The sequence below is a fragment of the Xenorhabdus sp. PB62.4 genome (genome assembly GCF_014467285.1).
Lineage (GTDB): Bacteria > Pseudomonadota > Gammaproteobacteria > Enterobacterales > Enterobacteriaceae > Xenorhabdus.
In genome coordinates this window covers 1-4,275 of sequence record NZ_NKHR01000060.1, presented here as the reverse complement: position 1 = coordinate 4,275, position 4,275 = coordinate 1, and the positions used below count along the sequence as shown (strand labels likewise).

Sequence of the window (4,275 nt, the reverse complement as noted above, 5' to 3'; positions counted from 1 at the left end):
ATGGAAAACTGGCCGCAGCCAATTTACAGCGCTGGCTGGATGGCAAACCGGATCTCAGTGTTAAGCCCAGTGCTATTATAGGCCATAATTATTTGTGGAGCGGTGACCAGCTTATCGAAGAAACGCCGATTTATGCAGATGGTACGCCAGCAGACGAACAGCGCATCCGCTGGCTCTATGAACCGGGCGCACTGACACCGTCAGCACGTTTTGAATACGGCAAGCTACACTATATGGTCAGTGACCATCAGGGCACACCGCGCGAGATGTTGGACGAGGAGGGCGGACTGGTGTGGGCGCAACGGCTGACCACGTGGGGCAAAGCCGAGCGCTCGCAAGTCATTGCTTCCAATGATGCGGATTATCACGTCAACTGCAATCTGCGTTTTCTGGGGCAGTATGAGGATGAAGAAAGTGGGTTATACTACAATCGGTTCCGCTATTACTCGCCGGAAACGGGGCAATATCTCAGTCCTGATCCTATCGGGTTGATGGGGGGCTTGAATCCATACGGATATGTGCATAATCCATCGAATTGGGTCGATCCCTATGGTTTGACTGGATGTCCAAATGTTTCCAGTAAAGGTAAATTGGATCATCTTGGTGATGGTAGGCCAGTCAGTGGTCATACTGGATTTTTAAATAGCCCTCGCCTTTCTCGTAGCCAGTTAACTCAAATGCGTGATGAAATGGCGAAATTAGGCATTAAATTTGTAAAAAATGCGGATAAACACCTTCCTAAAGGAGTCAGAGGTGGGTTTGATTATGGTTCTGGTACGCTATATTTAAGAAAAGGTGCAACATTGTATGAAGCATTCCATGAAATGGCTCATGCAAGGCAGTTTGCAGCGATAGGTCAACAAGCCTATAAAGCCTTAGGTACTTATGCAAGAGAAGCACATGTATTTAATCAAATATTTAAGAATAGAAGTATGTTCTCTTCTGCGGAAGTGAAACATGCCATTGGGTATATGAGATCATTAAAAGACAGATATCTACGAGGAATTATTAATTAATGGAGCATGAAAAAGTAGATTGTAAAATGGCCATTGAACTTGCTATCAACGCATTAAACAGTAACGGAATTAAATATATTCCTGATACGTTAGATGCTGTCTATATGGAAAAATATAGATTCTCTGATGGTAATAAGGAAGGTTGGTTGATATCAGCTAAGTTAAATGTACCTGAGTCCTTTGAACCTAATATGGTTTTTATTGAAATTTCAGTACCTAATGGAACTGTATATATACCAGCTATATTATGAAATGGTTTAAAAGGCTAATCAGCTAGAATTAAAAAGCCGAAAAGATGAACTGACCCCAAAAAGTTGGACATTTTAGTTAAGCGGCGTGTAAGGCCTGATTTCGATATTCTATCGGAGTTAGGCCTTTTAATTTCACCTTAATCCGTTTTGTATTGTAATATTCGATGTATTCTTCTATCTTTTCAATCAGTTCATCAGCATCTTTAAAGTGCTGTCGGTGATACATTTCTGTTTTGAGTAAGGCAAAAAAGTTTTCGGCCATCGCATTATCCAAACAGTTCCCTTTCCTCGACATACTTTGCTTAATATCTTTATCAGCAAGTTGCTTTTGATAAGCCCTATGTCGATATGGCCAACCTTGATCACTGTGAATGAGTGGCTTAGCGTGAGCCTCTAGCTTATCTAATGCCTCTTTTAGCATTTCAGTCACTAAAGGCAGACTCGCCTTTTTCGCCACGTTGTAAGCAATAACCTCTTGATTAAATAAGTCAATAATAGGTGACAGATAGACTTTTTGTTCATTCACTTTAAACGCCGTCACATCCGTTACCCATTTCTCATTCGGTTTTGTCGCGTGAAAATCTCTTGCTAACCAATTCGGTGCTGTTTTACCCACTTCTCCACGATAAGAACGATATTTCTTCGGCCTTACCGTGGATTTTAGGTTTAATTGTCCCATTAATCGTTGTACTGTCTTGTGATTGATTTTAAAGCCATTTTTTATCAATGCTAAATGAATGCGACGATAGCCATAACGACCTTTATGCTCATGATAAAGAGTCTTAATCATCTCTATTTCTTGTTCATAAGCACGCGTTTTTTTAAGCGCTTGACACTGATAGTAAAACACGCTTCTTGCAAGATTAATGGCACAAAGTAAGTGCTTTAATGGATATTTCTTTTTAAGAGCGAAAACAATTAACGCTTTTTCTTTGCGAGTTAGCGTTTCTTCTGTTCCAGCTCTTCTAACTTTTTTAGGACAGCATTTTCTGCACGTAAATAAGCTAATTCTTCTTTAAGTTCCTCAACTGTCATTTCGTCATCAGACTTCGGCGGGATTTTAGGTCGTGATTTCATTGGGGGGCTTCCTCGCTGAGGACTTTCAAGCCCTTTGATACCGGTTTCATTATACTTATCAAGCCAGACTGATAAGGTACCCGGGGTCGTTAAATTGAGAACTGCGCTAGTGTGAGTGAGAGACCAATCATTTGTCCACATTAATTTTAAAGCCTGGAGTTTTGTTGCAGCACAAAGAGAGTGAGACGTTGGCAAAAAGGCGTTATCACCATGAATGGCAACCACTTGAGCCCAGTATCGAATTTGTCGAGAAGAGATTGAATATTCCGCTGATAGCTTATCCGATGCGTTACCTGCCAGACATCGTTTAGCAATAATGATTTTTAGTTCACGACTATATTTAGACATAAAAAAACCCCCAGTCATTGGTTGTCCAACTATTGGGGGTCACTTCATCTTCCGGCTTTTTATCATTATCCGGCCTGATAATCCCCAATCAGTTCCCGCATCCGCAGCTTAATCTCATTGAGCTGGTCTTGCTGGCGTTGGTACTGTTGTCTGATGTTGCGAGTGTCGTCGCTGTCAGGGATGAGCACCAGACAGCCGTCCAGTATTTTAACGGTGAGTGTGCCACCAACATCAAACCCGGCCTGCTTAAGCCACTGCCCTTTCAGGTGGATCGCAGGCGGGGCGTTGGCCTTGTCATTTTGCGGCACGTATCCCACGGTGTAATAACGTTCTGTTTTGGCGGCTTTATTTACCGCCCGGTTTTGCTTAGAATGTGCCTTAGCCATAGTCACTACGCCTAATAGTTGGTTATGGTCAGCGGGGTTAAGGTGTTGGTCGCACGTTTTCCCCGCGTTAAATCAAAGGGTTCATTTTATCTGTTTTGTTACCTTACCAGTGCCTGTAACTGCTTCTTGGTTAAAAAGACATCCAGCAACTTTTTAATCACGTCCTTGTCTTCCTCCGGTAACTACTCCACGGCCTGAAACTGCCGCAGTAATTACCTGTCTTCACGGTGAGATGAAAGGTGAAGACTTTGAATACATTCCTTGTGCTATTTAGCATGACATAAATGCGAACCGCTTCCCAAAATGGAAATATTGCTGTCAGTTGCCGGAAGGTTGTTCGCTGGCTGTGTTCAGGTTTTGTCTTTTTTCTGATAAAACAGACAATTAAAGATTTCTTCCTAACCTTGTTTTATTGAGTTTGCCGGGAAATTGTCGCAGCCAATGGGCGACAGTGATATCATCCCATTCACCTTCATTCAGGCTTTTCAGGCAGTGCCAGAGTTCATGAAAGTTTTGGGCGGTAATGATAAGACAACTGGACATCGCCCTGATTTTTAACGGATAATTGATGGAAAATCCGGCCTCAAGCAGCCATTTTCCACTTAAATTAATAGTAGGTGTGGCGCGATTGAGTCCTTTGGGGCGGTAAACGACTTTTTGATACCGTTCCGGCTGAGAAAGTTAGCCATGATAACTAGTCCGAAGTAGTTGTTGTGGTTAGCGGTTTTATCGTGCTGGTAACACGGTAAAGCCGCGTTCAAATTTCATTGCTTACCTTATCGTCTACTTGAACAACTTTCCATCACCAATAACGGCCTTTGCGAAGCCGTTCGTAAAATAAATACTGGATATACATCCATTACATAAGGGATTGTTAAATCACGCCATAATTTCTCTTTTTTACCGAAAATACCCGCTATTCTCTTCAAATTGACAGGATAAAGGCGATCAGGGTGCCATCGATCGCTTCGCCCCGTTTGTTAAGCCGATGCGGCAGGCCCAGCAGGAGCTGAAAGCCCTCTCCGTCAAACAACGGGTTTACCAGAACCTGCGTATCAGGGCACAGGATGTCCTGTCCGCGCCGATCAACCTGCGTGACCAGATTGGCCCGAGCTTTGATGACGTGTTTATTGCCAGCAACGAAAAACGGTTGGTGATCCCGCAGTTACTGACCCGTCACGGCCTGATGGATTATTT

Annotated in this window: 6 protein-coding genes and 1 pseudogene; 3 read left to right on the top strand and 4 right to left on the bottom strand. The window is 43.0% G+C overall.

Going from position 1 to position 4,275, the window contains the following annotated elements; all coding sequences use genetic code 11:
- Together Xenpb_RS19005 and Xenpb_RS19000 are read left to right on the top strand one after the other, a co-directional pair.
- The coding region (locus Xenpb_RS19005; protein WP_187655690.1) for a zincin-like metallopeptidase toxin domain-containing protein at nucleotides 1-1,016 on the top strand (1,016 nt) is incomplete at its 5' end.
- Complete coding sequence (locus Xenpb_RS19000) at nucleotides 1,016-1,267, top strand: hypothetical protein (protein WP_255523209.1); 252 nt, start codon at nucleotides 1,016-1,018, stop codon at nucleotides 1,265-1,267. The genes Xenpb_RS19005 and Xenpb_RS19000, both read left to right, overlap by 1 nt.
- Before the next feature lie 76 nt (nucleotides 1,268-1,343).
- On the opposite strand, the gene Xenpb_RS18995 is transcribed toward Xenpb_RS19000, so the two are convergent.
- The 4 genes and pseudogenes from Xenpb_RS18995 to Xenpb_RS18980 form a co-directional block, all read right to left on the bottom strand.
- A complete protein-coding gene (locus Xenpb_RS18995) occupies nucleotides 1,344-2,186 on the bottom strand; it encodes an IS3 family transposase (RefSeq protein ID WP_368666850.1) in 843 nt (280 codons plus the stop codon).
- Nucleotides 2,187-2,206: 20 nt separating this feature from the next.
- The gene (locus Xenpb_RS18990; RefSeq protein WP_187655689.1) at nucleotides 2,207-2,692 is read right to left on the bottom strand and encodes a helix-turn-helix domain-containing protein; all 486 of its coding nucleotides are present in this window, start codon (nucleotides 2,690-2,692) and stop codon (nucleotides 2,207-2,209) included.
- A 65-nt stretch (nucleotides 2,693-2,757) separates the two neighbouring features.
- Nucleotides 2,758-3,078: a SymE family type I addiction module toxin gene (locus Xenpb_RS18985; protein WP_187655688.1), complete on the bottom strand. Its 321-nt coding sequence runs from the start codon at nucleotides 3,076-3,078 to the stop codon at nucleotides 2,758-2,760.
- A 384-nt stretch (nucleotides 3,079-3,462) separates the two neighbouring features.
- Nucleotides 3,463-3,735, bottom strand: a pseudogene (locus Xenpb_RS18980) (SymE family type I addiction module toxin); the annotation flags it as partial.
- 331 nt (nucleotides 3,736-4,066) lie between these two features.
- Here Xenpb_RS18980 and Xenpb_RS18975 point away from each other — a divergent pair.
- A partial coding sequence (locus Xenpb_RS18975) for an ImcF-related family protein (protein ID WP_255523208.1) occupies nucleotides 4,067-4,275 on the top strand: 209 nt, incomplete at its 3' end.